The 26,003-nt window shown below is 53.2% G+C and carries 25 protein-coding genes; 7 read left to right on the top strand and 18 right to left on the bottom strand.

Annotation, left to right across the window (positions count from 1 at the left end):
• Window positions 1-28: 28 nt before the first annotated feature.
• Window positions 29-736, top strand: a complete 708-nt coding sequence (gene ubiE, locus KI809_RS14260; protein WP_214172257.1) for a bifunctional demethylmenaquinone methyltransferase/2-methoxy-6-polyprenyl-1,4-benzoquinol methylase UbiE — start codon at window positions 29-31, stop codon at window positions 734-736.
• 73 nt (window positions 737-809) lie between these two features.
• Here the strand turns inward: ubiE and KI809_RS14255 are convergent, their stop codons facing one another.
• From KI809_RS14255 to KI809_RS14190, 14 genes are all read right to left on the bottom strand, one after another.
• A complete protein-coding gene (locus KI809_RS14255) occupies window positions 810-1,229 on the bottom strand; it encodes a hypothetical protein (RefSeq protein WP_214172256.1) in 420 nt (139 codons plus the stop codon).
• Window positions 1,217-1,651, bottom strand: coding sequence for a cytochrome C (locus KI809_RS14250; protein ID WP_214172255.1), 435 nt, complete (start codon window positions 1,649-1,651; stop codon window positions 1,217-1,219). Before KI809_RS14250 ends, KI809_RS14255 begins: the two co-directional genes overlap by 13 nt.
• Window positions 1,648-2,976, bottom strand: coding sequence for a hypothetical protein (locus KI809_RS14245; RefSeq protein ID WP_214172254.1), 1,329 nt, complete (start codon window positions 2,974-2,976; stop codon window positions 1,648-1,650). The genes KI809_RS14250 and KI809_RS14245 overlap by 4 nt, the downstream gene beginning before the upstream one ends.
• 144 nt (window positions 2,977-3,120) lie before the next feature.
• A complete protein-coding gene (locus KI809_RS14240) occupies window positions 3,121-5,553 on the bottom strand; it encodes an OmcA/MtrC family decaheme c-type cytochrome (RefSeq protein WP_246559431.1) in 2,433 nt (810 codons plus the stop codon).
• Between the two features lie 113 nt (window positions 5,554-5,666).
• Window positions 5,667-6,263 carry a TetR/AcrR family transcriptional regulator gene (locus KI809_RS14235; RefSeq protein ID WP_214172252.1) on the bottom strand — a complete coding sequence of 199 codons (597 nt, stop codon included), beginning with the start codon at window positions 6,261-6,263 and terminating at the stop codon, window positions 5,667-5,669.
• A 332-nt stretch (window positions 6,264-6,595) separates the two neighbouring features.
• Complete coding sequence (locus tag KI809_RS14230; protein WP_214172251.1) at window positions 6,596-7,495, bottom strand: cation diffusion facilitator family transporter; 900 nt, start codon at window positions 7,493-7,495, stop codon at window positions 6,596-6,598.
• Window positions 7,495-9,210: a single-stranded-DNA-specific exonuclease RecJ gene (recJ, locus tag KI809_RS14225; RefSeq protein WP_214172250.1), complete on the bottom strand. Its 1,716-nt coding sequence runs from the start codon at window positions 9,208-9,210 to the stop codon at window positions 7,495-7,497. The genes KI809_RS14230 and recJ overlap by 1 nt, the downstream gene beginning before the upstream one ends.
• Before the next feature lie 91 nt (window positions 9,211-9,301).
• Entirely contained in the window at window positions 9,302-9,883 is a 582-nt protein-coding gene (locus KI809_RS14220; protein ID WP_214172249.1) for a tetratricopeptide repeat protein, read from the bottom strand.
• Between the two features lie 14 nt (window positions 9,884-9,897).
• Window positions 9,898-10,815, bottom strand: a complete 918-nt coding sequence (gene secF, locus KI809_RS14215; RefSeq protein WP_214172248.1) for a protein translocase subunit SecF — start codon at window positions 10,813-10,815, stop codon at window positions 9,898-9,900.
• 11 nt (window positions 10,816-10,826) lie between these two features.
• On the bottom strand, window positions 10,827-12,428 hold the full coding sequence (gene secD / locus KI809_RS14210) for a protein translocase subunit SecD (RefSeq protein ID WP_214172247.1): 1,602 nt from the start codon (window positions 12,426-12,428) through the stop codon (window positions 10,827-10,829).
• 151 nt (window positions 12,429-12,579) lie between these two features.
• Window positions 12,580-12,903 carry a preprotein translocase subunit YajC gene (yajC, locus tag KI809_RS14205; RefSeq protein ID WP_214172246.1) on the bottom strand — a complete coding sequence of 108 codons (324 nt, stop codon included), beginning with the start codon at window positions 12,901-12,903 and terminating at the stop codon, window positions 12,580-12,582.
• Window positions 12,904-12,998: 95 nt separating this feature from the next.
• Window positions 12,999-14,111, bottom strand: coding sequence for a tRNA guanosine(34) transglycosylase Tgt (tgt, locus tag KI809_RS14200; protein ID WP_214172245.1), 1,113 nt, complete (start codon window positions 14,109-14,111; stop codon window positions 12,999-13,001).
• A 20-nt stretch (window positions 14,112-14,131) separates the two neighbouring features.
• Entirely contained in the window at window positions 14,132-15,163 is a 1,032-nt protein-coding gene (gene queA / locus KI809_RS14195; RefSeq protein WP_214172244.1) for a tRNA preQ1(34) S-adenosylmethionine ribosyltransferase-isomerase QueA, read from the bottom strand.
• A gap of 3 nt (window positions 15,164-15,166) precedes the next feature.
• Window positions 15,167-16,231: a SpoIID/LytB domain-containing protein gene (locus tag KI809_RS14190; protein ID WP_246559430.1), complete on the bottom strand. Its 1,065-nt coding sequence runs from the start codon at window positions 16,229-16,231 to the stop codon at window positions 15,167-15,169.
• Between the two features lie 161 nt (window positions 16,232-16,392).
• On the opposite strand from KI809_RS14190, the gene KI809_RS20765 reads away from it, so the two are divergent.
• The 5 genes from KI809_RS20765 to KI809_RS14170 all read left to right on the top strand — a co-directional run bounded on the left by KI809_RS20765 (window position 16,393) and on the right by KI809_RS14170 (window position 21,133).
• Window positions 16,393-16,515 (top strand): hypothetical protein, encoded by a 123-nt coding sequence (locus KI809_RS20765; RefSeq protein ID WP_281416917.1) that lies wholly within the window; start codon window positions 16,393-16,395, stop codon window positions 16,513-16,515.
• A 148-nt stretch (window positions 16,516-16,663) separates the two neighbouring features.
• Window positions 16,664-18,751 (top strand): HD domain-containing phosphohydrolase, encoded by a 2,088-nt coding sequence (locus KI809_RS14185; RefSeq protein WP_214172242.1) that lies wholly within the window; start codon window positions 16,664-16,666, stop codon window positions 18,749-18,751.
• Between the two features lie 90 nt (window positions 18,752-18,841).
• Window positions 18,842-19,804, top strand: a complete 963-nt coding sequence (locus KI809_RS14180) for an ABC transporter ATP-binding protein (RefSeq protein ID WP_214172241.1) — start codon at window positions 18,842-18,844, stop codon at window positions 19,802-19,804.
• Complete coding sequence (locus KI809_RS14175) at window positions 19,801-20,775, top strand: ABC transporter ATP-binding protein (RefSeq protein ID WP_281416916.1); 975 nt, start codon at window positions 19,801-19,803, stop codon at window positions 20,773-20,775. The genes KI809_RS14180 and KI809_RS14175 overlap by 4 nt, the downstream gene beginning before the upstream one ends.
• A gap of 82 nt (window positions 20,776-20,857) precedes the next feature.
• Entirely contained in the window at window positions 20,858-21,133 is a 276-nt protein-coding gene (locus KI809_RS14170; protein ID WP_214172239.1) for an ArsR/SmtB family transcription factor, read from the top strand.
• A gap of 94 nt (window positions 21,134-21,227) precedes the next feature.
• Here KI809_RS14170 and KI809_RS14165 read toward each other — a convergent pair whose 3' ends face one another.
• The 4 genes from KI809_RS14165 to KI809_RS14150 are packed head-to-tail and all read right to left on the bottom strand — an operon-like array spanning window position 21,228 to window position 25,263.
• A complete protein-coding gene (locus KI809_RS14165; protein WP_214172238.1) occupies window positions 21,228-22,043 on the bottom strand; it encodes a methyltransferase domain-containing protein in 816 nt (271 codons plus the stop codon).
• Window positions 22,030-22,857, bottom strand: coding sequence for an alpha/beta fold hydrolase (locus KI809_RS14160; RefSeq protein WP_214172237.1), 828 nt, complete (start codon window positions 22,855-22,857; stop codon window positions 22,030-22,032). The genes KI809_RS14165 and KI809_RS14160 overlap by 14 nt, the downstream gene beginning before the upstream one ends.
• The gene (gene bioF / locus KI809_RS14155; protein WP_214172236.1) at window positions 22,857-24,080 is read right to left on the bottom strand and encodes an 8-amino-7-oxononanoate synthase; all 1,224 of its coding nucleotides are present in this window, start codon (window positions 24,078-24,080) and stop codon (window positions 22,857-22,859) included. Before bioF ends, KI809_RS14160 begins: the two co-directional genes overlap by 1 nt.
• A 46-nt stretch (window positions 24,081-24,126) precedes the next feature.
• Window positions 24,127-25,263 (bottom strand): metallophosphoesterase, encoded by a 1,137-nt coding sequence (locus KI809_RS14150; RefSeq protein ID WP_214172235.1) that lies wholly within the window; start codon window positions 25,261-25,263, stop codon window positions 24,127-24,129.
• A 71-nt stretch (window positions 25,264-25,334) separates the two neighbouring features.
• On the opposite strand from KI809_RS14150, the gene KI809_RS14145 reads away from it, so the two are divergent.
• Window positions 25,335-26,003: metallophosphoesterase (locus tag KI809_RS14145; protein ID WP_214172234.1), on the top strand; the 669-nt coding region annotated here is incomplete at its 3' end.

The raw sequence follows: 26,003 nt of genomic DNA, 5'->3' as shown, positions 1-26,003 counted from the left end.
CATTTTTTGTGGCGAAAAGGTAGGGACAATGTACAAATTATCGGAGAAAGGGGAACGTATCAGGGAGATGTTCGACACCATCGCCCCGCGCTACGACCTGCTGAACCGTTTGCTATCACTTGGCATCGACCGCCGCTGGCGGACCTTTGCCGTATCTCAGATAAAAACCTCGCCAGGCGGCAAAGTGCTCGATATTGCCACCGGTACCGGTGACATTGCCTTGGAAATTGCCCTGCGGACGCCGAAAGATGTGGCTATCGTCGGCGCCGACATCAGCCGGGAAATGGTCGAGATCGGGCGACAGAAGGTAGCAGCATCTCCGCACTCCGATCGGATCACCTTTGAGATCGCCCCATGCGAAGCACTGCCGTTTGCTGACCAGGAGTTTGATGCGACAACCATAGCCTTCGGGATCCGCAACGTGGTTGACCGGCCCAAGGGTCTTGCTGAGATGCACCGGGTCCTCAAGCCCGGCGGACGGGCCGTAATCCTCGAATTCTCGATGCCGTCATCTCCCTTGTTTGAAAGACTTTACCGCTTATATTTCCTGACCATCCTTCCCAAGATCGGTGGCCTCTTCTCCAAGCAAAGCGCCTACCAGTACCTGCCGGATTCAGTGCTGGAATTCCCCTCCCGCGACGAGTTCAAAGCAATGATGGCCAAGGCGGGGTTTAGAAACATCCGCCATCACGACCTTACCTTTGGAATTGCGACCGTTTACGTCGGAGAGAAATAACTTACACCTTCATAACGTAAAAAGCCCCGGATCTCTCCGGGGCTTTTTGCTTAAACACGGCTTTCTTGCATGACTAGTTGTGGCAAAGAGAGCAAGCTTGGCCGCTTCCGACAACACCTTCCCACCTTGCGCCGTGGCAATAGATGTTCCGGCAAGACTCAATACCGTTGGCGTTGGCATATGGACCATGTAAGGTAATAGTACTGTCCCACGCGACGGGATGTTTGTGCTCAGGCCCGCCGATATGGCAATCAGAGCAGGCAATATTGGCTACACCGCCTGCGCCGTTTTCACCATGGCATTCAAAACAAGCCTCGACACCACTTGCCAGGGCTGCAGGCTTATGCCCGGCAAGCACCCAATTCTCAGGGTGTTTGCCAGTTACTGGGTCAAGGGTCCTTTCGGAGTTCGAATCACCGCAGGCGGTCAAAGCAAGGCAGGCCAACAAAAAGAACAATCCACGTATCGATGAAATCGCTTTTATCGGTGACATGTTATGCACCTCTCGTTGTTCTGCCGGCCATGGCATTTGACGCAGGATGCCGGGTTCATTCTGCCGTCGATCTTGTGCTGGCTCAGGTAATCGCCGCGATGTGGCAGAGCCCGCGCCGGATTATCCTTGTACTTGTCGCTCGGCTTGATCTCCTCCTTGTGCGCGTGGCAGTCGGAGCAGAACGCCTGGGTATGGCACCCCATGCAGACATTGGGTTGGCTGGCATAGAACTTGTGCTTGGCGTAGAAATCAACCGCCTTGTGGTTCATTGCGCCCCAGCTGTCGCTATGGCATTCGTTGCAGTCAGGCATTCCCTTGACCGCCTCAGGGTGCTTGCGGGCGATGCTGGGGCTGGCGCAGGCGTAAAGGAGCGATGCCAGGAGGGACAGAACCACTAGAAGAATAAATCTGCCGTTTCTCATTTGGCCCTCCCTTCTCCAGCGTATTTCATATCAAATGCATAGGTCAGTTTCACAAGCGCCCTCACCTCATTGTCATAATCCGGATTCTTGGAGTAATCGATGTCTGCGCCAAGACGCAGCGCTTCATTGAACTTGTAGCCGCCGCCGACTGTTGCGGTAAATGCGTCCCTGACACCGTTGACCGCGCTGTCATAGTGAACGTCGATCAGGTCAAGCGATACGTCGGCGTTATGAAACTCCTTGGCGGTATAAATCCGGTATTCGGTGTAGCGGAGTTTGTTCTGCTTGCCGTCCATCCGGTGGATCGACGCGCCGGCAGAATACGACTCCGGTTTGGCGTAAGCCAGCTTGGCGCCGTAGTAGTTGGCCGGTTGAGCTACCTTGTAGTCGTAATGCTTCATATCAACCGAAACCGACAGTTCCTTTGTCGGGTTGAGCGCAACAACGCCGCCTACTGCCGTCAGCTCCTCGTTCGGGTCGATACCGCGCCCAGGAAGACTGAAATTGAAAACCGACGTGGTCTGACCGGCAAAGTAATCCTTGTAATTGATCTTCGAGACGTCGGCACTGACCCGGAACATGTCGTTCGGCACCAGAGATACCGCATAGGCATGTTCCATCCAGTTGTTGGTAAGGGCATTAAAGGTGGACCGACCAGTCACATCAAGTTCCTTGGCCGGGTGGAACCAGAAATCGCCTCCCAACTCTTCACGATTGTTCTTGGTTTCGCCGGACGAGCGCAGGGCGCTGACACCGACGGTGTAGTACTTGTACATGCTGTGTGAAACCCTGCCGCCGAAGATCACGTCGCCGCCCTGGTAATTCGGTTCAGAAATAACCGGGTTACCGGCAAAGGCCGAGGCGGCAAAACCGGCAGCGATGTCGCTCCGGAGATAGATCCCGTCAAGGCGGTCGGAGGCAACCCCTTCGGTAACGAACTGTCGCCCCGCTGTAGCGACTATGTTGTTTTTAGCGGCCTGATAACTGATATATCCGTACTGCAGATCCGATTCATACGATTTCCGGTCGCGATTGCTCCTGTCGTCGAGGTTGACCCTGCCCCATCCGCCGAAGTTGGCGGAGAGTGTCCCCCCGTAGCTATCGTTGCTCAAAATGCCAAGCCGTAGGTATTCATACGCCGGAACTTCCAGTTTCTTTTCTGAGTTTCTGCCTATACGGAGTATCGTATCGGATTGCCCGGAAACGACTGTTTCAGCCATGGCCGGAGCAGCGGCCAGCAACAGACAGGCGGCCAAGGTGCCACCCGCCGCTTGCAGCGCCAATGGCAAGGGACGTCGTGTTTTACTAGTGCGATGGCTCTCCAAGAGATTCCCTCCTTTCTGGATTTCTCAATTACACTATTAATCTTTTAAACAAACAATTGGGTAATCCCTGCAAAGTCATTTTAGATAATGACTTCGGAAGGGGTCAGAAAATCTGACCCCTTCCTTTTCATCTGCAGATCACTACTACTGCGGTTTGTGGACTGTAGATGGTGCGGCAACTTTGTCATTAGTGTGGCAAAGAGTACACTGGTCAAAAGCAGTGCCCAGAGTGCTGCGCAGGACATTGTTATTGACTGCAACACCATTGGAGTTCATGTGAGCGGTTGCAGTAACTGCGCCGCCATAGCCGTGGCAGCTGATGCATGTAGCTGCAAGCGGAGTTGTCACCTTGTCAGTTGCGTTCGGGAGACTAGCGCGGTTTTGTGCAACGGTTCCTGCACCAAGAGTTTCATTAGTGGAAGCAAGGGCATTGGCGGATACAGTGCCGTAGGTGCCAGGCTTATGGCACATTTCGCAGTTGTTCAGCTGGCCCGGGAATACCACTTCGCTCCAATCATAGTAGAAGACGCCGCTGGTGCCACGATCGCGAACGAAGCGATATGGGTTACCTGCAGCCGCACGCATGCTGCCAGCATGGATACCGTGGATCATATCCTTGAGGTTGTTGGAGGCCTCTGGCCAGGTTGACGGGTCAGCTGCATTGTAACCGGCAGCTGTCAATGCTGCGTTATTAGTTGCATCCAGATTGGCAACGCTTGCGCCGCGGCCGCTGGTGCTCAGGTTCGGTACATGACACAAGGTACAGATGGCGATTTCGTAAACCCTATTGCCGCCATGACCTTCGAACCACTCATGGCACTTGGCGCACTTATCGCTATCAACAACGGTACGGCGAGCAGTATCGCCAGTTACAGTCTTGACAACTGCCTTGGTGTGACGAGCCACTGCAGGAGTTACCTGGGTGAAGTACGCCTGAAGGCCAACAGTTCTTAACTTGGCGCCGGCTGGGAAGTTGGAGGCAGCGGCTGTAATGGTTGCCGTGTAGTAGCCGCTTGAATCCGGCCCAGAGATGGTTCCTTTGGTATTGCCTGCTGCCAGGAGTTCGGCGATCCTGATGCTTGCCGGCTGAGCAGCTGCCATACCGAAGTTGTTGAAGTCATAATGGTTAGATGACCCTATTGTCTGGTTGGTGCCGGAAAGCGAATAAGCCATAAGGAAGGCCGGGCTTCCGGAGAATCCGCTGATGACCGCGTTTGCCGGTGGGGTAGTTGCAGTAGAACCGGTCCCTGTGAATACTACAGGAGTCGGTGCTGCGCCGGTGCCGCCGTCGCTCAGGATTCTGAACTTGATAACAGCCTGGTTACTGCCGTTGACCGATACGGTATTGATGTCGTAGGTGAAGTTGACAGCACCTGCAGGAACACTTGGATTGTTCGGGGTTGCATTATCAGTCAGGTGAGCAGTCTCGATGTCTTCAGTCTTGTGGCAGCCGGCGCAGTTGGCGTCGGTTGTCTGTACGCTATGTGCAACGTGGGTGCCGGTACCGGCCAAAGCATTGGCACCGGTAGCGAAATTGACGTTGTCATGGCAGGCGCCGCAGGCAGCACGGGTCGGCTTGGTTTTCCAGTTGTCGCCCTGTGGTGCGGCAGCAGAGAGTTTGTGGCACTTGCGGCAGTTTTTCTGGTCCTGAGGATAACCGACATCATTGAACGTGACACCGGCATAATCATAGCCTGTTTTGGTAAGCTTGTTCCCCATATGGATCTTGTGCACCATGGTCACAAAATCGCCGAGCACTTCGCCATCAGCGATATAGGTGGCTGCAGAGAAAGCACCGGCAACAGACGCTAAATTTGTCCGCCCGATTCTGCGCTGATCGTTGTGGCATACCACGCAGTAACGGGTATCAATCCGGCCGCCATGGGGAGTGGTGACGCCGATCTTGTCGTGACACTCATTGCAAGCCTCGGTTGTGGTGATCTCACGCTTGGTGCTTACTGCACCACCGGCCGGGACCCAGTCATAGATGATGTTGGTCGGTTTTGCCAGCGAGATCGGAGTCGAAGCGTTCGGTACGCTGCCGGAAACCTGGATCACCAGGCGGTGAGTAAGAGTCGGCTCGTAGGTAACATTGTTGGTCTGAGTTGGGTCGGTTATATTCTTGGCGAAAGTGTAGGTATAGCTACCATCACCGTTATCAACAAGATTAGCTGCGACGTTTTCAGTAGTAGGCCTGCTGGTCGAGGTAACCATGTAACTGACCCACTGGTCGCGATCATGAGTAGTTGCGCCGGGAACAAGCTTGGCAACAGTGAATCTCAGGTAGTTGAGACTAGTTGATGAGGTCGGGCTTGCAACCCCAAGGCCCTTAATCGGATTGCCATTAGAATCGGTAATCCTGAAATTTACAACAGGTGGACTGTTGATAGAAACGCTTGTTACCTGCCCAGTCAGCTGAAGTGCAGCCAAGGTTTCGGGAGCCACCGTCGAAGCATCGACAGTACCCTGCCCGGCGTTGAGGCCATTCCTGCCATCCTTGCCGTCAGAACATCCGCCCAGCATAAATGCTGCAGAGATAATTGCTGCGGCCATGAGACTTAATCTCTTCATTTGCATGCCCATCCTCCTTTTGTTGTTAAAAAAAACACTCTTCAGTAATTGCCTGCAGAAAACTTTGGTACCTCCTTTGTAGACCCGCTTTATCGGGACGGTTTGAGTTTAACTCGAATTCATGCCGAAGCCCCTTGAGCAAAGAGCCCGACAAAGGTTGTGATTGCCATAGTGCGGGGAGTATCGCGATATTGCTTGCGCTGGAGAATTTCTTCGGTGTTGAAAAAACTGAAGATCATGCCATAAAACGCCCTGGCGGCGAGATCGGCATCAAACTCCCTCATAACCCCAACTTTTTGTTGAGAGCGGAAATAGTCGGCAATAAGCGAGTAAACCCTGTCAAGGAATGCGTGGTATACCGAAAGCAGCTTTTCTGGGTTGCGCCTAACTTCCGACTGCATCAGGATGATCCATTCTTTCTGCTTGATCATGGAATCGAGCAGAAAATCCGCCATGTAAGTAAGAGCCACTGCGCATGGCTTTTCGTTGAGCTCCGGTTGAAGCGCCTTCAGAGCAGGAATCATTGAATAACTGGTCACTACCTCTTCAAGCAATTTTTCTTTTGACGGGAAATACCGGAATAATGTTATTTCGGCAACTCCCGCTTCCTGGGCAAGTTCGCGAGTGGTCGTCGCAAGGAACCCCTTGCTGGAAAAGAGGGTGAGACCTGCTGCCAGCAGCTTCTCTCGTGTTGTTGCCGTTTTTGAAGACAACATCCATCCCACTCCGACCAAGTTAAATATTACTAAATAATTTCAAACAGTTTCAGCGTAAGCACTTACACACACGGTCAAAAAAAATAAAAGGCCGTGAACATCAGCAAGCTATTCCGCGGCCTTTAATCTCTCATCGGCCCCGATAGCAAAAGGTTTAGCCGCTTTTAGATATTTTTTTCAGTTGTCGTAATTATTACTGAAAGTGTCGGCAATTCAAGTTTTACATTAAATTAAATTTAAATTACAAATTGTCAGAACCGTCTTTCCACGCACAAAAAAACCCCGGATTTCTCCGGGGCGGTTACTACTTCGGCAATGTTTATCCTGCGTGGTTATAGTCGTATCAAGTCTTCATGCTCTTCTTCATGCGGATTGATATGAATCATCACGTCACCGACATTGCTGAAGCGCTCGAAGATCTGGCGCTTGACCTCAGTGGCGATGTCATGCGACTGCTTGACGGTCATCGACGGGTCCATATCGAGCTTAAGATCGACGATGAGATACTGGCCGGAGCGTCGCCCCCGGATCTCGTGGACATGTTCGACGCCGGGAACCCCTTCGGCAATCGCGGTGACCCCAGCGATGAGTTCATCAGGCGGCTGACCGTCCATCAAATCGTGCGCTGCACCACTAAAGGTCTCCCAGCCGATATGGAAGATAAAGAACGCGGTCAGTCCTGCGGCAAGCGGGTCCATAAGCACAAAGCCAAAGTATGCACCGCCGACGCCGACCAGAGTGGCCACCGAGGTCAGGGCATCCTTGCGGTGGTCCTTGGCTATCGCCTCGACTGCCGGGCTTTCAAGCTTCTTTGATACTGTGCGAGTATAACGAAACAGCCCTTCCTTGATCAGTATGGTGGCAAAAGCCGCAATGACCGCCATGAACTGCGGCGCGGCATAGTCTCTGTTCACAATGGTCATCACTGCCTTGTAGAGAATGCCGCTGCCAGTTGCAAAGATGACCAGGGAGACAATGATGGCCGAGATGCTCTCGGCCTTGCCATGACCATATGGGTGTTTGTCGTCGTATGGCTTGCGCCCTATCTTCAAGGCTATTATGGTGCTGAGAATTGCGATGAAGTCGCAACCGCTCTCGACCCCGTCGGCAAACACTGCCTCAGAGTTGCCGTAGTGACCAGCCAGCAGCTTCATTACCATCAATATGGCATTTATCCAGAAACCAACCTTGATCACCCGGTCGGCCCGGCCAAATCGTTCGTCTCTCTCCATCAGCAGCTCTCCCGAAAATCCTTAATTCTGAGTTGCAGGTTTGCTCTCCCGTTCCAGACATTAATCTGCAGTTGGGCCGCGATGTCAATACACTCTGGCAGTGTGCGGCCTGCCATGCCGAAGCCGATTGCCTCCAGACGTCGTCCCGCTACTTGCAGCACCAGTTTGATATGTGTTTCCTTGAGAACCCTGGCATCGGCAACGCGCAGATTCCGCACCAGGAAAAGCGGCTCTGGGTTTCCCATCCCAAAAGGGTGTAGCGCGGCAACCTTCTCTGCCAGGTCAACAGAGATATCACCGGGGCACAGTTCTGAGTCGATAAGCAGTTCGGGGACAAGATCCTCCTCAGACAGCTCTCCTGCCGTCACTTCGTCGAAATGTTCGACAAAGGAAGCGAGTGCCGACTCGTCGATGGCAAGACCAGCCGCCTGACGATGACCGCCAAATCTGAGGAGATGGTCAGTACAGGCGTGAAGGGCCTGATAGAGATGAAAACCGGGGATGCTCCTGCCAGAGCCTCGGCCACTCCCCTGCTCCAGAGAGATGAGCACTGTCGGCCGGTGAAAGATATCTACAATCCGCGAGGCGACAATGCCGATGACGCCCGGATGCCACTCCGCGGACGCCAGCACGATACTGCGCCGGTTCGCCATCTCAGGGGACTCGGCTATCATCTGCAGGGCGCTCTGGAGGATCGCCTTCTCCACCGCCTGCCGCTCCGCGTTGCTCGCGTCCAGCTCGGCAGCGATCCGGCGGGCTTCCGTAAGGTCAGTGGACAAGAGCAGTTCCACGCCCAAGGCGGCGTCCTCAAGCCTCCCGGCGGCATTGAGCCGTGGTGCCAACCTGAACCCCACGCTACTGCAGCTCACCTCTCCGGACACCGACGCGACCTCTTTGAGCGCGGTTATTCCCGGACGTGACGATGTTTCCAGAACCTTTAGCCCGATGCGAGTAAGGATCCGGTTTTCGTCCTGCAGCGGCACAACATCGGCGATGGTGCCAAGAGCCACCAGATCTAGGTATGCCTTCAAGTCAGGTTCAGGCCGGTGCTTGAAGAGGCCGTCTTCCCGCAAACGCCGTCTGAGTGCCATCAGGAGATTGAACGCAACCCCCACTCCGGCAATCCCCTTGAACGGAAAGTCACATCCGGGTCTGAGCGGGTTGATAACGGCATAGGCTTCCGGGAGAGTATCGCCAGGGGTATGATGATCGGTGATGATCAGGTCGATGCCGAGGGACGCAGCCAGGCGTGCCTCTTCAACGGCAGTGACTCCACAGTCCACCGAAACCACTACTGTTGCCCCCTGAGAGGCGATCCGCGAGATGCCTTCCGTAGAAAGCCCGTAACCATCTTCCAGGCGCCGCGGAATATGATAGGTCACGGAAATGCCGACTTCGCGAAAAAAAGAGACCAACAGCGCAACCGAGGTTATGCCGTCCACATCGTAATCGCCGTAAATACAGACCAATTCTCCGTTAAGCCGAGCTTGGCTTAGCCTTGCCACAGCCCGGTCCATGTCGCGCAACAGCAATGGTTCATGAAGCCCGGCCAGAGAGGGTGAAAGATAGGCGGCAGCGGCAGCAGCGGTTGTAATTCCGCGGTTGACCAGTACCCGTGCTAAATCCGGCTTAAGAGCCTGCTCACGGGCAATCAGCGCAACCGCTGCCTCGTCTGCCTCCCTGATTTTCCATCGTTTTTCGGTTACCGGCTGCACAATATCCTCTAAAAAGAAACCCCGCATCAGCGGGGTTCCGGGACTACCTATTATAAGTAATGATAAAGCAGAAAGCTCCTGAGGCAAGCCATCATTTCATTCCCTGGGACATCCCCTGAGGGTTGGTCTTGATTTGCTCGATCATCCCCTTTACCTGTTGAGCTGTCGGACTGGTTGAATCGATGGTCAGGAATTTTTCCCAGGCGGCAATCGCCTTATCAGGCTGCTTCAGGTCTGAGGCGTAGACAACGCCCAGGTTCATCAGGCTCTGGGAATGGCGCGGGTCAATCTGGTTAGCCTTCTCGAAATTTGCCATTGCCTTGTCAAACCACCCCATCTTGCGGTACATGATCCCCTGGTCCGTGAGGATGTTCGGGTCTTTGGGATCAAGTTCCAGGGCCTTGCCATAAGCAGTAATCGCTTTCTGGGCCTGATCGGTGTCGAAATAGTCGTTGCCGAGCTGGACCCATGCCTGACGATTGCCCGGCTCCTTGGCAACAAGCTTCTCGGCTTCGGCAATCCGTGCCTGGTAATCTGTCGGGCTGCCTGATCCCATTGGGATCGCTGATTGCGTCTGTTGGGCCTTTTCGGCCTTGCCGGTGAATATCATGTAACCGATAAGAAGACCTGCGATCAGCGCCACTGCTGCTACAAGTATCTGTTCCCTGTTCAAAATTGAATCCTCCCTTATGCCTTAGCTTCAGCCTGGCTGAGCGCCTTTCTTTCCCAAAGTGCAACAATTGGGCTTGCAACGAAAATAGATGAATAAGTTGCCACTACTATACCGACTACCAGCGCAAAGGCAAAATCGTGGATAACCTCGCCACCGAACAGGAACAGCGATACTGCCGCCAGAAAGGTGGTAATCGAGGTAACGATGGTCCGGGACAACACCTCGTTGATGCTGCCGTTAAAGACGGTAATTACTGAAACCTTGAGATTTTTATGCAGGTTCTCGCGAATCCGGTCAAAAACGACAACCGTGTCGGTCAGCGAGTAGCCGGCAATGGTGAGGGCTGCGGTGATAAAGAGCAGATTGAACTCCTTGCCGAAGATGAAAAACACGGCGAACATGGCAAAGACATCATGCATGGTGGCGATGGTAGCACCAACGCCGAACTTGAAATCGAAACGCCAGGCGATATAGATGATAATCCCTACCAACGAGATTGCAATGGCTATCAAAGTGTCATTGCGAAGCTTGTCGCCGATGGACGGCCCGATCTCGGTTGAGCTTTCCACGGTGAAGGGATTGGCAGGAAATTCCTTCTTGAAGACGTCCTGTATGGTATCAGCTGCCTTGCCGGTCTCAAGAGTTGTTTTCCCCACCTTTACCAGGAGCTTGTTCCCGTCTTTGATATCCTGGAGATTGGCCTCTTTCAGGTTGTGCTTGGCCAGTGCGGCCCGCGCCTGGTCCATGTGAATCGGCTGGGCAAACTTAAGCTGTACTGACGTGCCGCCGGAGAAGTCGATCCCCATGTTTGCGGTGCCTCGCCAGATCTGAACCATGGCGAAAATACCGACTAGTGTAATTATGCCTGAAATGATGAACGAGATTTTTCTCATCCCGATAAAATCTATGTTTGTCTTCTTTAGCAGTTCCATGTCATCCCCCCTTAAATGCTCAGTTTCTTGACCCTGAGGCGGCTCAGGCAGAAGTCGAAGACCACCTTGGTAACCACCAGGGAGGTAAACAGGTTGATTATGATACCAAGAGAAAGGGAAACGGCAAACCCTTTGACCGGTCCCGTGCCGAACTGGAAGAGCACTGCAGCCGTGATGAGCGTTGTTACATGGGAGTCCATGATCGTCAGGAACGCCTTGTCATAACCGGAGTCCACGCCGGCTGACGGCGTCTTGCCGAGCCGCAGCTCCTCCCGGATCCTCTCAAAGATGAGAACGTTGGAGTCAACCGACATCCCGACCAACAGAACGATAGCGGCAATACCCGGGAGGGTAAGGGTTGCGCCAAGCGCAGCAAGCGCTCCCATAAGAAAGACAATGTTGAGCACCATCCCAAGGTTGGCGATCAGGCCGGAGGCCTTGTAATAGACAGTCATGAACACAACGACCAGCAGCACCCCGATCAGACCGGCCATGAGACCCTTGTTAATGGAGTCCTGTCCGAGGGATGGTCCGACCGTTTCGTTCTGGATAATATGAACCGGGGCCGGCAAAGAGCCGGCACGCAGGACAATGGCAAGGTCTGCAGCTTCCTTCTCGGTGAAGGATCCAGATATCTGGGCGCTGCCGCCTGAGATCCGCTCGCGAATTACCGGCGCTGAATAGATGTTGCTGTCCAGAACTATGGCAAACCGCTTGCCGACATTGGCCGCAGTAACCTGGTCAAACAGGCGTGCTCCGGTTGAGTTGAACTCGATCGCCACATAAGGCTGGTTGAACTGCGAATCGATCCGGACCTGGGCATCGGTAAGCAGGTCACCGGTGATCATCGCCTTTCTTTTAACTACCAGCGGCGTTTCCGATACCGCTCCGGTAGTCTGGTCAACCTTCTTCTCCATCAGCAGCTCTTCATCCTCGGGAAGGGTCCCGGGAGTTGCCATAGCAGCATTGACATTTTCGTCAACCAGCTTGAATTCCAGACGAGCCGTCTTGCCGATCAGCTCGATGGCGCGTTTCGGGTCCTTGATGCCAGGCAGCTGGACAACGATATGGTTGATCCCCTCACGCTGAATGGTCGGCTCGGAAACACCGAACTGGTCGATCCTGTTCCTGATGGTCTCCAGCGCCTGGGCAACAGCCTTGTCCTTACGGTCCTGGGCCACCTTGTCGTTCATCCTGATCTGGATATTGACGAATCCCCCCTCTTCAGAGGGTGAGAGCAGTTCCATCTCCGGATATTTCTTTTTGATCTGCGCCTGAACATTGTCAGAAGTCCCCTTGTCGTACAGGGTAAGCTGGACTTTGTCGGGAGCAATCCGTCCGATACGCTTGTAACGGAGGTTTTGAGCCGTCAGGGTGTCTTCCAGGTCAGTTGCGATCAGGTCAAGCGCACCTTCAACCGCCTTGACCGTGTCCACTTCCAACACCAGATGAGTTCCCCCCTGGAGATCCAGACCAAGATGGATCTTATCGGTCGGCATCATCCCTTTCCACCAGGACGGCAACTTGCTGACAAGGGTCGGAGTCAAAAAGACAAACGACAGTAGCAGGAACAACAGGGTTAAAACAACGCGTGAGCCAAAACCTTTTGTCATGCCGGTAATGCTCCTTTCGGATATAGCCTGAACAAAACGGGTAATGGGACGGTTTGCAACGCTACCAGCCACTCGAACAGCTTATCGCCATCGAGTCACCTGCGTTTTGCCTTTCGCCCCATTTACAACGCTTTGTAATTGGCTCAGATAGTCAGTCTTTTTTTACTACTGAAGCGATATGCCCTTTGTTAAATTTGACGTTTACTCCGGATGCTATCTCCAGGGTAACGACAGCGTCATCCAGGGCTGTGACTTTGCCATGCATGCCGCCGGCAGTAATCACCTGATCGCCCTTCTTGATATTGTCGAGCAGTGCCCGATGCTCCTTTGCCTTCTTCTGCTGCGGCCGAATCAGCAAAAAGTAGAAGATGGCAAACATAAGCACCAACGGTACAAGATTCATAAGGGCGCTCTGTGGGCCGCCCGCCGGGGCGCCACCTGGCGGAGTCCCCATTGCAAATGCCAATCCTAACATCGGTATTACCTCCAAAAAAAATATTACAGCAGAATTAGATTCTTCTTGCGTTCAGATGGAATGAGAGCTGGCATTCCCTCTTTACCTTTCATCTTTTAACAGGTTTTATCTCTTTTTGCATAAAAATCACGGCGGAAATCGGCAAACCGCCCGTCACTGATCGCCTTACGCGCCTGGGACATCAGATCAAGATAGTAGTTGAGATTGTGCCAGGTATTGAGCCGTGACGCCAGAATCTCGCCGGCCCGGTAAAGGTGGCGCAGATAGGCGCGGCTGAAGTTGCGACAGACATAACAGCTGCATTCGGGATCAATCGGACCACGGTCCTCGGCATAGATCGCACCCTTGATATTGACCCGGCCAAAACTCGTAAAGAGCATGCCATTTCTGGCATTTCGCGTAGGCATTACGCAGTCGAACATGTCAAAGCCGGCATTGATCCCTTCCACCAGATCCTCAGGTGTGCCGATCCCCATGACATAACGAGGCTTGTCTACCGGGAGATAAGGCGCGGTAAAATTCATCACGTCGAGCATCCGCTCTTTTTCCTCGCCTACCGATACCCCACCTAGGGCATAACCGTCAAAGGATATTTCTTGCAGCTCACATGCGCTCCGTGCCCGCAGGTCCTCGAAGATCCCCCCCTGAACAATGCCGAAAAGCGCCTGATCATCGCGCCGCTGCGCATCCTTGCAACGCCTGGCCCAACGGGTCGTCATCTCAAGCGACCGGCTGACATAGGCCCTGTCGCCCGGAGAGGGGGGGCATTCGTCAAAGCACATCATGATGTCGCTACCAAGGGCTTCCTGTACCTCAATCGACTTTTCCGGAGTCAGCATGTGGTAAGAACCGTCCAGATGAGACTGGAAGCGCACTCCCTCCTCGGTAATCTTGCGAAGCTCACCGAGACTGAACACCTGGAAGCCACCGCTGTCGGTAAGTATAGGACCATTCCATCCCATGAACTCGTGCAGGCCGCCCATTCGAGCGATCAGCTCATGGCCGGGCCGTAGATACAGATGATAGGTATTGCCGAGAATTATCTGTGCCCCGAGCTGCTTGAGTTCATCCGGGGTCATCGCCTTAACGGTTGCCTGGGTACCTACCGGCATGAAAATCGGGGTGTCGATTGTCCCATGCGGAGTTTTCAAAGAGCCGAGACGGGCCTGGCCGTCCTGCTTGATAAGCGTGAAATTTATGGCAGACAAGAAAACCTTCGCATCCTGATTCAATATATGATCATTGCATCGCCGTAGCTATAAAACCTGAATCTTCGCGCAACAGCCTCACGGTATGCCCGAAACAGCAAATCTTTCCCGGCAAATGCCGATACCAGCATCAGCAGGGTCGATTTGGGGAGATGAAAGTTTGTAATCAGAGTATCCACTACCTTGAACCGGTAACCGGGGGTGATGAAGATATCAGCATCGCCGTCCCCGGACTTCACGGTGCCGCACTCTGTTGCCGCATATTCCAAGGCCCTGGCAGTTGTTGTGCCAAGGGCGATCACCCTTCCACCAAGGCGCTTGGTGCTGGAGATCAGGTCTGCCGTGGCCTGCGGAATAAGGTAACGCTCCCGATGCATTCGGTGCTGGCTGAGATCGTCGCATCGTACCGGCAGGAACGTGCCGAGACCGACATGCAAAGTCAGCGCGGCAACGGCAACCCCACTCTGCCGTACCTGATCCAGCAACGCCTCGGTAAAATGCAGACCGGCAGTAGGAGCAGCCACTGCACCGCTGGCAGCAGCAAAAACCGTCTGATAGCGCTCTTTGTCGGCTTTATCTGCCTGTCGTTTTATGTACGGCGGTAAAGGCACCGTTCCGTGGCATTCGAGCCAGTTGGAAAAAAGATCCTGAGGCTCAAATGAAAGCTGCCAACACTCCTCTTCGCACCTTCCAGTCACAACAGCCGTCATCCCGTCGCTGAATAGAATCCGCGTCCCAGGAACAGGGGATTTTGAACACCGGAGCATCGCTTGCCAGGATTCACCTGGCTGGTCGAGGCGACGCACAAGAAACACCTCGACCTTGCCGCCGCTTTCCTTGTGCCCGAACAACCGTGCCGGTATCACTCGGGTATTGTTAACGACCAGCAGATCGCCCTGGCGAAACATCCCCGGGATTGAGCTGAAGAGCGTCTCTCCCACCTCGCCGCTGTGCCGGTCAATGGTCATCAGCCTGGAGGCATCGCGCTTTTCCGACGCCTCCTGGGCAATTAACTCTTGTGGCAGGTCATAATCAAAATCAGCAAGAAGCATTGATCAATCATCCGCCAGCGTGATTACCCGGGTACCGGGATAATAATAAGAGAGGATCTCCCGGTAATCAAAACCATCCGCTGCCCGCTGCTTCGCTCCCCACTGACATAACCCGACACCATGGCCGTTACCATTGCCGCTGATCAACAGGTCATCATCTTCAATCCGCACATCAAAGTTGGTACTTTTGATAACACTGTAACCGAGCGCTTTGCGAAAGGCCACTGCTGGAACCGATACCTTGCCGCGGGAACCGGAGAGGAACAGGACTGTAACCCTGCCGCTGCTGTTTCTTGACCCCAGGCGAACCTCACGCAGTCCTGGGATATTGAATCCGGACGCTTTCAGTTGCGCCTCAGCCTTTTTGAGTGGGATCTTCTGCTCCCAATGATAGGAGTTGACGTTCTGGCAGTATCTGCAGGCGACCCCGGTCAGGTATGGCAGCTTATAGCCCCAGACATTCTCCGATGCCTCAGTGTGCCCACCACAGTTGGAATGATAAAACGCCTGGATGATTGCCCCGTTGAACGTCAAGACTTCACCCGCAGTCTCCTTGACCCCTCGCGCTGCACGGCTGTCCTCTATATCGCACCCTTCGTAAACCTGGTCCATCACCGTCGATTCAAGGTGATACGGCGCCCCTTTGCGCGCATCTCTCTGGAAAATGGCATAGGACCTCGCTATCACCGCCTGGGCCTTCACCGCTTCCATAGGCCACTGTGAAGAAATCTCGCAGTTGATCAGGCCGATAAGGTAATCCTCAAGGGGAAGCTCATTTACTACCTGCAACCCTTTTTCTGCAGCAGTGATCTCAACGACTCCGCGGTAACCTTTGCCGTTCACACTGACAAATACCGGAGCGGAAACCTTTATCCCCCGCAAGGCCGAGCCGTTTACCGAGATCCCGCTCCTTGCTCTCGAAATCTCCAGAGGAAAGGAGACCCTTAACGGCTCACCTTTTTCGTCGGTTGCCAAGATGCCGTTGCCATCAAGCCTGATGCTTTCAGCTCCCTTGAAAAGTGCGACGCGAATCAGCTCCTGCTGAAAGCCACTATTCCCTGCTGTCATGGACGGCAGCAGAATAAGCAGTAAAAATATTGAGGATATCAGGCGCAAAATCATAACCTTTGCAAAAACTTAATGATGAAATCATACATCATCGTTTAAAGTCAATTGTTTTTGTCTTTAATGAGAACTTGATCTTGCAAGTTGGCCGGTGTTTTGCTTTAATGAGAAACACAGCGTTGATTGCCTTTGCGGCGCCAATGATATTGACAGCAGCAGTCATTGTCAAGGATATCAGCTTTGAAAGCGCTCCGCTGCAATCAAAGGCGTTGCTGCAGCACAAATAACGACCGGTTATCAGTGGTTCCAGCAAGAACCTGATAACAAATCGTTAACAATCCCGAGTTGTTAGCAAAAATTAACCGTCAAATGACCCATGTACATTCTGCCAAACCGAGAAACGGCAGAATTTTCTTCTGGAAATTGCTTATCAAAATGACGTCCCTGAAAACTAAAATATTCGGCATTATTACCATAATTGTGGTGACAATAGTCTCTGTCTCTTCCCTGGTGACCCTGAAGCAGCAGAATGAGACTATTACCGGCATTGCCTACCGCAATACTGCCATGCTTACTGAAACCATAAAGGGATCAATCACTGATGCCATGCTTTCAGGGCATTCTGGTGATATTCGCAAGATATTTTTTCAAATTTCCAACCAAAAACTGATTAAAACATTAAGGATCATTGACGAATCAGGAAAGGTTCTGAACTCTGCCAATCCGGATGAAATCGGCAAGACAGCATTCAGTAAACCGCTTTTGGCGTATAAAAAGCGCGGTGTAAATGCCGCCGGGACGTATCTTGGAGAGAATGTTTTCGTCAGTATCTCTCCGATCCTTAACTCGCCCGCCTGTTTTGGGTGCCATGATCCGTCAATCAAGGTACTGGGACTGCTGGAAATTGAAACGCCCACTGATTACCTCATCGGCTTCCTGGCAAACACCAAGAGACAGATTATCCTGACAGCAGCGGTCATCATCCTCCTGCTGCTTGTTTCCATATTTTTCTTTCTTGTCATCTACCTCGACAACCCGATTAAATCGCTTATTTGTTCCATGCAAAAGATTGAAGAGGGGGCGTTTGTAGCATCACCCATTTGCACCAGCAGCAGGGAGATGCACACCTTGTCACGGCAGTTCAATCGCATGGTGAAGCGCCTGCAAATCCTTATGGACACTGCGGTGCGCAATGAAGTCGAGTTGGTAAGAGCTCAGGAAAAGCTGTCTCATCACCAGGAAACGCACCTCATGAACAAGCAGCTTGAAGAACAGCTGCGGGAAATCGAATCGCTTAACATATCTCTTGAAGAGCGGATCGAGGAGATTGAAGAAGCCAATTACAAGATTGCCGACCTTGCAGGGGAGCTGGAGCACAAGAATGCAACCCTGGAAAGGGCAGTCGCACGTCTCTCAATGCTCCAGGGGGTCGGGCTGGGCATTAGTTCCACCATGGAGACAGCGCCGCTATTCGATTTTGTAATGAAGGCCACCATGGAAACCCTGCAGGCAGAAAAAGGGTACATTACCCAGTATGACCCTGATCATGAGACGATTACGGTATCGACCCTGCATGGCCATCAAAATAGCAGCATAGAACCTGTCAGAATGCACGCTTCGGCGTTCACTATCTCATCATGGGTCATTGCCAACAGACGCCCACTCCTTATTTCTAACATGAAGGATTACCCCAACTTCTGCAAAGACAACCCGCTCGGGTTCGAGCAGAATTCGGTCATTTGCGTCCCTCTTTATGCCAACGGCGATGTCATAGGCACCATTAACGTGGCAAACCGTATCGACCGGACCCCATTTACCAATGAAGACATGGAGTTGCTGATCACCATAGGGAGCCAAGCCGGCATTGCCATCAGAAATGCATTACTCTACGAGGATCAGCAAAAGAATTACCTGAACACGATCCAGTCTCTCGTTTCAGCCATTGAGGCCAGTGACAGTTACACCCGCGGCCATTCTGAACGTGTTACCTTTTTTTCCGTGTTACTGGCCAAGAGTCTGGATCTTTCAGCAGAACGTCTTTGTGTGATCGAGAGAGCCGCAATACTTCATGATATCGGCAAGATCGGCATAGATATTTCCATTCTGCACAAGCGCGAACCATTGACCGCTCTTGACATCATCCACCTCAGGGAACATCCCGTCATCGGCATGAAGATCCTCGAACCGATATCATTTCTTCAGGATGTCCGCACCTGCATCGGCCAGCACCACGAGAGATTCGACGGCACAGGCTACCCCAACAGGCAGGCTGCCGAAGGACTGCTGCTCGAATCACGAATACTTGCCATTGCGGACGCCTTTGACGCCATGACCTCGGACCGTCCGTACCGAAGGGCAATGCATGTTTCTGAAGCTGTTCGCGAGCTGTACCGAAATGCCGGGACGCAGTTTGACCCGGAACTCGTCGAGCGCTTCGTTGCTGAGCTGAGAAAGAATGGGCTCTGGACTGAATCAACGGTCCCCCGTTCAGACAATACCAATTCGATACCCATCTCCGCTTAACAGCAGTAAACCGTTTGCAGCCTCCCCGGACTCATGATATATAGCGTGTCAGCCGACATCTGTTCCCAATAACATTCCAGGTCGTAACCTGTGCCTTATTTACTCGAAGTCAATGAGCTTGCCGTTAATATTGCTGCGGCAGACCGAGAGGTCAGGGCGCTCAAAAGCGTCAGTTTCACTGTTGCAACAGGCGAAACCTTGGCAATCGTCGGGGAATCCGGTTGCGGTAAGAGCATGACTGCGCTGTCCCTGCTCAGGCTCCTCCCTCCCGGCGGACGAATCGTCAACGGCTCGATCTCGCTGAATGGCATTGAATTGACAACCCTCAGTGACCCAGAAATTCGACAAATCAGAGGCTCCCGGATCTCGATGATATTCCAGGAACCAATGACCTCCCTCAATCCGGTGCTGACAATAGGCTCGCAGGTTGCCGAGGGGCTAAGGCTTCACCGCAAGCTGTCCCGACAGGAAGCTCTTGCTGAAAGCATTGCCCTGTTGCAACAGGTAGGGATACCCTCACCGACTGACCGGAGCAAAGACTATCCCCATCAACTCTCCGGTGGTATGCGCCAGAGAGTAATGATCGCCATGGCACTTGCCTGCAAACCACTCCTCCTTGTTGCCGATGAACCGACGACAGCTCTGGATGTCACAATCCAGGCCCAGATTCTCGATCTGCTTAATCAGGTCAAGCGGGAGCGCGGCATGGGGATGATTCTGATATCCCATGACCTGGGGATTGTGGCAGAAAACGCCGAAAGAACTGCAATCATGTATGCCGGAACCATTGTTGAGTCTGCCGGCACCGAGGAACTGTTCAGAAATCCGCTGCATCCGTACACAAAGGGGCTGCTAGATTCCCTCCCGCAAAAAGCAGCGCCAGGGACCAGGCTCCCGACAATCCCAGGCCAAGTCCCCCGCGGTGACAGTGAACTTCAAGGTTGCGGGTTTTGCGAGCGTTGCCCGGATTGTCAGAAAGAATGCCACAGCCAGCCCCCGCCGGTAATAGAAACCCCTGACGGCCACATGGTCAGATGCTGGAAGCTGACATGACCCCAGTTATCGAAACCAGAGCCGTAAACAAACTCTTTACCTCGCGTTCAGGGCCATTTGACGCCGATAAGGTGTTGACTGCCGTAGCCGACGTCAGCATTGCCCTTGAAGCAGGCGAGACTCTCGGCATAGCTGGGGAAACAGGGTGCGGCAAATCGACGCTTGCACGTATAATGATGGGGCTGATCCCTCCTTCGTCAGGGCAGGTTCTTTACCGTGGAACAGCACTCAATGAAATGACCGGTAAAGATTTGGCTGATTTCAGAAAATCAGTGCAGATGATCTTTCAGGACCCCTTCTCCTCTTTAAATCCGAGAATGCGTATAGGTGACATCATCGGCGAGCCGCTGGTCATCAATAAAATGGCTTATGGAACAGCCTTAAAGGAGCGCGTTGCCAGTCTCATGGAACAGGTCGGTCTCCAACCGGAACTGGCAAGCAGGTATCCACACGAATTCTCCGGAGGGCAACGTCAAAGGATCGGCATTGCCCGGGCATTGGCAGCGGGGCCAAAGACATTGATCGCTGATGAACCGGTATCGGCTCTTGATCTTTCAATACAGGCCCAAATCATCAACCTGTTGATGGAACTGAAGCAGGATCATGACCTGGCGCTGGTCTTCATTGCCCACGATCTGTCGGCGGTGCGCCATGTCAGCGACCGGATCGCAATCATGTATCTTGGCCGGATTGTGGAACTTGGCAGCCGTGACGCAGTATTCTCCTCCTTTCGGCACCCGTACACAGAGGCACTGATCTCGGCAATCCCTCGGGTTTCACCATCAGGGCAATCCGGCAGGATCGTGCTTTCCGGCGACGTGCCCTCTCCACTGGCAATTCCGGCAGGATGCCCCTTCAGAAGCCGTTGTTTATACGCAAAGGAGCGGTGCAAGCAAGAGCTACCTCCTTTGGAGGAAAAGTCTTCCGGACATTTTGCTGCATGTCATTACAGCAATGAAATTTTTAGTTAACTCTTTCTATTGACAATTCTCTCAAACAGCTCTATACAAAAGCACTTGGTAGCTTCTGGCAGATTCAGGGGGGGTTTCAATCATGGAATTCGACAAAAGCAGGAACTTTGATTCTGAGGCTGAAATCTTCAAGGTGCTCGGACACCCGATAAGATTGAAAATCATTGCCGGACTTTGCGCCAAGGAATGCAATGTAAAGCATATCTGGGAGTGTCTCGGTCTGCCGCAGGCCACAGTTTCGCAGCACCTGGCACTGATGAAAAACAAAGGGATTATCGAGGGGAAGCGGGACGGCGTAGAGGTTCACTATACAGTTGTCCACCCGCTTGCCAAAAAGTTGATCGAGATCCTCGGCTGAAAGGCACTCTTTAGCAGCAACCAGACAGATGAAACGACAAATCCCCTCTCACGAGGGGATTTTTTTATCAGCAACGGTGCCACTAGCCAGAATCTTACGAATTACTTTTCCTGCCAACCCCATAGATTACCTCGTAAGTGGCGGGGATGCTCCCGTCCATGCCGAACCTCGCTTGGTATGCCTCGATCATCGCCAACATGACCCGACGTTCCGCAAGGCTCCTTGAGCTTCCGGGAGCAGCATTCCCGGCGCCGATGCGCCTGATCGAGCGAAGCAGGTGCAGAACATCGGTATGAACCTCCACCTCCAGTTCAGAAACCAGGTACTCCGCCTCAAGCCCCGAAACCTCTAGTGCTGTTGCCACCTCATCAGAATTCTTGAAGCTATGGGTACGATCAACGGCACCTCTGCCCACGGTTGCCACTGCACTACGGTAAGAGTCACGAAGTTCGAACAGGGTCTGTTGCCCGAAAAGGGCAAAGCAGAAACGCCCGCCAGGGCGCAATACCCGACGAAGCTCGACAAAAGCAGGTTCGAGCCTCTCAAGCCACTGAAAGGTGGACGTTGAAAGCACGAGATCGAACGATGCCTCTTGGAAAGGTAACTGCTCGGCATCGGCAGTGACAAATTGCACCCTAAGGTTGCCTGCAAGTCTCTCCCTGGCAGCCATCCCCATACCGAATGCCATGTCGAGCCCGGTCAGGCTGGCGTCCGGATACACTGCGGCCATCCGTTGCAGTAAAGCCCCGGTGCCGGAGCCGATATCAAGGATCTGACCGGGGCAATCATCCGGCGGCAATAACCGAACAATCCGGTCAAGCACCCTTTTCTGGACAATTGCATGACGATCGTATTCATGCGCCTGCGCATCAAATGAACTGCGAACCCTTTGGCGATCAATCCCGTTCATAAACCCTCGCCAGGAAAGTGCCGAGCACATGGTTAAAGATCTGGGGCTTGGACATGAACGGGGCGTGGCCGCACCCGTCAATTATCACCAGCTCGGCATTGCTGATCCGTTCAGCCATATAGCGCGACGCGGCAGGCAGGCAAGTGGCATCAGCCGCTCCGTGCATCAGCAACACAGGGATGTCAATCCCTGGCAGGATTTCCCGCTGGTCCGATTCCGCCAATGCGGTTAACGCCTGCAAAAGTATGGATAGCTCCGGTTGCTTCGACGGAATGATGATCTCTTTCACCACCCGCTGGTTTTGTTCTGGCGCCATTTCTCCGTCAACAAACATTCTTCTGAAGAAATCCCCCATCGCTCGTGACCGGTCCCGTTTGATCCGAAGCGCCATGCCGCGGACCTCTTCAGGGTGCAGACCGAATTCGAAGCCGTCACCGGCACTGAACCGTGGAGTCCCGCCGACAAGAACCAGCGAAGCCAAGCGGTCCCCTACTGACCTGAAGGTCTCAAGGGCAACCTGGGCCCCGAGGGACCAGCCGATGAGGGTTGCGTCTGTAAGATCCAGATGCCGGAACAGTGCCGCAACATCACCGCTAAGGTCAGGCATGGTAAGCCCTTGCCCTTCCGGTATTGCCGAATCACCATGACCACGCAGGTCCATGGTTATGACCTTGTATGACGACCAGAACTCTTCGGCCTGGAACCGCCATACCCGCTCGCTCATCCCCCAACCGTGAACAAAGACCAGGGGGAAACCCTCGCCCTGGACTTCGTAATGGAGCGACATCCTGCTTTCCGTGGCCACAAACGGCATTACTGAACAACCCCGAGTTTCCGGCCGACTCTGGTTATCGCTGCAGCGGCACCGGCCAAATCGTCCTCGGTATGAGTTGCCATTACTGTGCAGCGTAACCGACAGGTGCCTGCAGGAACCGTCGGAGGCCTGATTCCCTGCACGAAATACCCCTCGTCGAGAAGCATCCGGGTAAACTCCATGGCCAGGGGAGCCTCGCCCACCATGATCGGCACTATCTGCGTGGCACTGCCGGAGAGATCAAAGCCAGCGGTACTGAGCTGTTCACGAAACAGCGAGGTATTTCGCCGCAACTGTTCTCTCAGCACTGTCCCTTCGTCTGAATCGACCAGATCGATGGCTGCCAGCGCTGCCGCACAGACAGCAGGCGGCAGCGCTGTTGAAAAGATGAAGCTCCTCGAGGTGTTTACCAGGTACTCTATCAACTCACTTTTCCCGGCAACATATGCCCCGAAACTGCCGAGTGCCTTTCCCAGTGTGCCCATATGAAGATCCACGTCTTGAGAGACCCCGCAAAATTCAGCGCTCCCGCGGCCATGCTTCCCGAGAACCCCAGTGCCATGGGCATCGTCCACCATCAGCATTGCGCCGAACTCTTTTTTTATTGCTACCAGTTGCTGGAGATACGCGATGTCGCCGTCCATGCTGAAGACTCCGTCGGTCACCAGCAGTTTGCGCCCGGCAGAATTATGAGCCATCATCAGTTTTCTCAAGGCGCCAATATCGTTATGTGGATATCTCACCAGTTTTGCCCGGGAGAGGAGCGCTCCGTCAACAATACTGGCGTGGTTAAGGCGGTCGGAAAAGACAATATCACCCCTGCCGACAAGCGCCGGGATAATGCCGGTGTTTGCAGAATAGCCGGAATTGAACAACAGAGCGGCTTCAGTTCCTTTAAAACGAGCAATACGCCTTTCCAGAGCCTCGTGCAACTCCATGTTTCCGGACACAAGACGAGCAGCGCCACTGCCAACGCCGTAGCGTTCAATTGCTCTACAGGCAGCCTCTTTCAGCATCGGATGATTGGCAAGGCCAAGATAATTATTGGAACAGAGCAGTAACAGCTCCTGCCCAGCAATAGAGATACGGCTGCCCTGTTCGCTCTCTACAAGGCGCAGCGAGCGGTAAAGCCCCTGCTCTTTGAGAGCTGCAAGTTCCTTCCTGATCTCATCCAGCACGACGCACTCCCATCGGGTCTTAACAACAGAGTCGATTCCTATCATACTGCCGCCGGCTAGTCAACCAACAACAAACCTATAGTTAACCAGACTAACGGACTGTCTCCGGCAGGATATCGATAATGGTAACTTCAGGGGGCGCAAGAAAACGAATCGGCGGTCCCCAGGTCCCGGTGCCGCGGCTCACGTACAAAATGGAACCGTCCTCCAACCGGTTAGCCCCTGAATTGACAGGGAAAGAAAGGTAGGTAAGAAAGTTGAAAGGAAATATCTGTCCTTTATGGACATGGCCGGACAGCTGGAGATCAAATTTACCCTTGCTCCTCTGATCCACTGCCGGACGGTGCTTGAGGAGAATGGTATATGGTTTGTTTCCGGTCGCTGTGAACAAGCCTAGTTCATCACTATTGCCTACATCCCCCCAGCGCTGTGCTGCAGCGTCGTCAACTCCGGCGATAACCAGGAACGGCAAGACGGCAACCGCCTCTTTTCTCAGGGTGCGAAAACCTGACACCCGCAAAAAATCTAACGAATTTTGCACCCCTACGTAGAACTCGTGATTTCCGAGTACAGCAAAAGACCCGTAACGGGGCTTTATCTCATTGAATAGCTGTGAAAGCCCATTCAAGCGATGGATCTGGCCATCAACGATATCACCGGTAGCCACCACGATATCCGGATTTGCTGCTGAGACGACTTCCATCATCCTTTTAAGCCGCCACTTGCCGATCATCACTCCTACATGAACGTCCGAGATCTGCACTATCCGGATGCTCGGAGTTCCTGGAGGGATCTTAGCGCTTCTTATCGTAAGATTCTCAGTACGGATAAGCAAAGCTTCACAGAAACCATAGCAGGTTGCGAGCAACGCAACAGAGACCGTAATCCGCAGGACTGTGATCCTCAGTTTTTCATCAATTCCTGCAGCGCAGAATAACTGCCTGATCCGCCCTGTCAGTAACCAGAGATCAAAGAGAGCCAGAAAGACAATCAAGATAAAGGCAAACCCCATCCAGAGATAGCCAATCCAGGCAATGATTACCGATAGATCGGCAAATCCTTTTTTTTCGGCCATTCTGACAACGACAGGGACAACAATCATTGCAACAAGAAAGCATGCAAAAGCGACTCGTTGCGCCCTTACCCGCAGCAGCAACCGCAGCCGCCAATAAATGTAGATGTGCATACCACCGTAAAGGGTGAAGAAGGCAATAAGAAACAGGGACATGACCACTCCTTTGGTTAAATCTATACCATACCGTGGTTTACTTGCCTACCCAGGTGAGATAGAATAACCCCATGAGCACCAGAACCTTTGTTATCGGCGATGTACATGGTTGCGCCCTCACACTTCAGCACCTGCTCTTTAAAGTTGTCCGACTGCGGCATAGTGACAAGGTCTACCTGCTAGGTGACCTAATCGACCGGGGACCGCGAAGCAAGGAGGTGTTGGACACCATCCTCAGGCTGCAATCCGCCGGCTATTCCATAAATTCAGTCAAGGGCAATCATGAGGCAATGTTGCTCAATGCTTGCAGCAACCGCGATGAATTTTTCATGTGGCTGGAAAACGGAGGTGATGCAACCTTGCGCAGCTTTGATGTGGAAGACGCCTGCGAAATCCCACTGCCCTACCGCAAATTTCTTGAGTCACTACCCTACTACATTCTGTTGGACGGGTTCGTCCTTTGTCATGCCGGGATCAATTGCAATGCGGCTGCCCCTTTTCACGATACTCATTCCATGTTGTGGGGCCGCAATCTACCGGCAATCCCTGAACGAATCGGAGAGCGGCGGGTGATCTGTGGTCACACCGTTCACAGCCTTTCAGAAATAACTGAAAGCTTAGGTACAACCAGAATATCGCTCGATGCAGGGTGCGTCTTTAAGGAGCGCGGCGCTCTTGGTAACCTTGTAGCCTTGGAAACAGGCACCATGACCATATATCACAGTGTCAACATGGATAAC

Source organism: Geoanaerobacter pelophilus, from assembly GCF_018476885.1.
Taxonomy (GTDB): Bacteria; Desulfobacterota; Desulfuromonadia; order Geobacterales; family DSM-12255; genus Geoanaerobacter; species Geoanaerobacter pelophilus.
Note: the sequence above shows the minus strand (reverse complement) of the source record. Positions and strands in the feature narration are given on the sequence as shown.

What these genes read in the sequence shown, in the direction of transcription:
- KI809_RS14160 (WP_214172237.1), bottom strand. Translation starts at nt 22,857, where the DNA reads ATGCCGTTTGTGGCCACGGAAAGCAGGATGTCGCTCCATTACGAAGTC.
- bioF (WP_214172236.1), bottom strand. Translation starts at nt 24,080, where the DNA reads ATGATAGGAATCGACTCTGTTGTTAAGACCCGATGGGAGTGCGTCGTG.
- secF (WP_214172248.1), bottom strand. Translation starts at nt 10,815, where the DNA reads ATGGAACTGCTAAAGAAGACAAACATAGATTTTATCGGGATGAGAAAA.
- queA (WP_214172244.1), bottom strand. Translation starts at nt 15,163, where the DNA reads ATGCTTCTTGCTGATTTTGATTATGACCTGCCACAAGAGTTAATTGCC.
- KI809_RS14250 (WP_214172255.1), bottom strand. Translation starts at nt 1,651, where the DNA reads ATGAGAAACGGCAGATTTATTCTTCTAGTGGTTCTGTCCCTCCTGGCA.
- KI809_RS14185 (WP_214172242.1), top strand. Translation starts at nt 16,664, where the DNA reads ATGACGTCCCTGAAAACTAAAATATTCGGCATTATTACCATAATTGTG.
- KI809_RS14150 (WP_214172235.1), bottom strand. Translation starts at nt 25,263, where the DNA reads ATGTCCCTGTTTCTTATTGCCTTCTTCACCCTTTACGGTGGTATGCAC.
- ubiE (WP_214172257.1), top strand. Translation starts at nt 29, where the DNA reads ATGTACAAATTATCGGAGAAAGGGGAACGTATCAGGGAGATGTTCGAC.
- KI809_RS14235 (WP_214172252.1), bottom strand. Translation starts at nt 6,263, where the DNA reads ATGTTGTCTTCAAAAACGGCAACAACACGAGAGAAGCTGCTGGCAGCA.
- KI809_RS14190 (WP_246559430.1), bottom strand. Translation starts at nt 16,231, where the DNA reads ATGACAGCAGGGAATAGTGGCTTTCAGCAGGAGCTGATTCGCGTCGCA.
- secD (WP_214172247.1), bottom strand. Translation starts at nt 12,428, where the DNA reads ATGACAAAAGGTTTTGGCTCACGCGTTGTTTTAACCCTGTTGTTCCTG.
- yajC (WP_214172246.1), bottom strand. Translation starts at nt 12,903, where the DNA reads ATGTTAGGATTGGCATTTGCAATGGGGACTCCGCCAGGTGGCGCCCCG.
- KI809_RS14240 (WP_246559431.1), bottom strand. Translation starts at nt 5,553, where the DNA reads ATGCAAATGAAGAGATTAAGTCTCATGGCCGCAGCAATTATCTCTGCA.
- KI809_RS14170 (WP_214172239.1), top strand. Translation starts at nt 20,858, where the DNA reads ATGGAATTCGACAAAAGCAGGAACTTTGATTCTGAGGCTGAAATCTTC.
- KI809_RS14255 (WP_214172256.1), bottom strand. Translation starts at nt 1,229, where the DNA reads ATGTCACCGATAAAAGCGATTTCATCGATACGTGGATTGTTCTTTTTG.
- KI809_RS14175 (WP_281416916.1), top strand. Translation starts at nt 19,801, where the DNA reads ATGACCCCAGTTATCGAAACCAGAGCCGTAAACAAACTCTTTACCTCG.
- KI809_RS20765 (WP_281416917.1), top strand. Translation starts at nt 16,393, where the DNA reads ATGAGAAACACAGCGTTGATTGCCTTTGCGGCGCCAATGATATTGACA.
- KI809_RS14230 (WP_214172251.1), bottom strand. Translation starts at nt 7,495, where the DNA reads ATGGAGAGAGACGAACGATTTGGCCGGGCCGACCGGGTGATCAAGGTT.
- KI809_RS14165 (WP_214172238.1), bottom strand. Translation starts at nt 22,043, where the DNA reads ATGAACGGGATTGATCGCCAAAGGGTTCGCAGTTCATTTGATGCGCAG.